This window comes from Curtobacterium luteum, assembly GCF_001475545.1.
GTDB lineage: Bacteria > Actinomycetota > Actinomycetes > Actinomycetales > Microbacteriaceae > Curtobacterium > Curtobacterium luteum_A.
The window spans coordinates 1-1,279 of record NZ_LDQC01000194.1 but is presented as its reverse complement, the minus strand read 5'-3'; the positions used below and the strand labels follow the sequence as shown (position 1 = coordinate 1,279).

3 protein-coding genes are annotated in these 1,279 nt (G+C 73.7%); 2 read left to right on the top strand and 1 reads right to left on the bottom strand.

Annotated elements, in window-relative coordinates:
- Positions 1–620 (bottom strand): alpha-amylase family glycosyl hydrolase (locus NS184_RS17135; RefSeq protein ID WP_242863106.1); only part of this gene is annotated, 620 nt, incomplete at its 3' end.
- Between the two features lie 66 nt (positions 621–686).
- Between NS184_RS17135 and NS184_RS17130 the strand changes: the two genes are divergently transcribed.
- Both NS184_RS17130 and NS184_RS18085 read left to right on the top strand, forming a co-directional pair.
- Entirely contained in the window at positions 687–1,085 is a 399-nt protein-coding gene (locus NS184_RS17130) for a DUF3253 domain-containing protein (protein ID WP_058724636.1), read from the top strand.
- 36 nt (positions 1,086–1,121) lie between these two features.
- Positions 1,122–1,279, top strand: a 158-nt coding sequence (locus tag NS184_RS18085; RefSeq protein ID WP_152998322.1) for an NAD-dependent epimerase/dehydratase family protein, incomplete at its 3' end; no start/stop codon positions are given.

Below are 1,279 nucleotides of genomic sequence, written 5' to 3'. Positions count from 1 at the left end.
CAGGGAGGGCGGTGGGCGCCGTCGAGCCGCCAGCCGTCGATCCCGCGTCCGGGCCGGTGGGTAAGCACCGCGAGGACGAGGTCCTGGGCGGTGCGGCCGTCGTGGTGGGGGGCGACGCGGATGTCGTGCCCCTCGAAGTCACGCACCGGAACCGGCTGCCCGGACACCCACCCCGACCAGTCGACGGCGAACAGGGCGGCGGTGTCGGCGTCCGGCCCGTGTTCCTCGACCGAACGGAAGGCCGGGTGCTCGCGACCGACGTGGTTGAACACCCCGTCGAGCAGCACCCGCACGCCACGCTCGTGCGCCGCCGCGACGAGTCGGTCGAAGTCGTCGTCATCCCCGAGGCGGGGGTCGATCCGGAGGTGGTCGACCGTGTCGTACCCGTGCGTCGAGCTCGCGAAGACCGGTCCGAGCAGCAGCCCGTTGAGCCCGAGGTCCACGACGTGGTCGAGCCACCGGGTGATGCGGTCGAGGCGGTGGTCCACGGGGCGGTCCTCGACCGCGGTCCCCGGTCGGACGTCGGCGCCGACGAACCCGAGCGGGTACACGTGCCACCACATCGCGTGCGGGACCCAGGCGGGCTCGGGCGGACGGACGGCATCGGGAACGGGGCTCACCTGGTCGATGGTGCCAGCCGAGCCTGGGCTGGGTACCGGACCGGACAACGGGGACAGGATGGTCGCATGGGACGCGCGATCAGGACCGAGGCCGACGCTGCCGCGAACGAGGCGGAGCACGCCGAGCGGACCTGCGCGTCGTGCGGTCGCCGGATGCCCTCCTCCGCGGCCCCGGACGCGAAGTACTGCTCGGCCGCGTGCCGGAAGCACGGCATCGACGCCACCGACCGGGCGCTCGAGCAGCGGATCGACGAACTGCTCGCGGCACGGTCCCGGTCGTCGAGCATCTGCCCGTCGGACGCCGCACGAGCCCTGGCCCCGGACGGCTGGCGCGACCTCATGGAACCGGCGCGACGGGCCGCCCGGCGCATGGTGGCGCGCGGCGAGGTCGAGATCACCCAGCACGGCAGCGTCGTGGACCCGTCGACCGCCAAGGGACCGATCCGGATCCGACGCCCCCGGTAGGGAACACCTGTCGTCCGCGGGCGTTGCACCACCACGATGACGAACACCACCGAACCGACGCCAGTCCGTCCCGAAGCCCTCGTCGTTGGTGCCAGCGGCATCACCGGCTCCGCGCTGGTGGACCACCTCCTCGACCTCGGGTGGGGCGTCACCGCGCTCTCCCGGCGACCGCTCCCCCGTGACGGCGTCCGCAC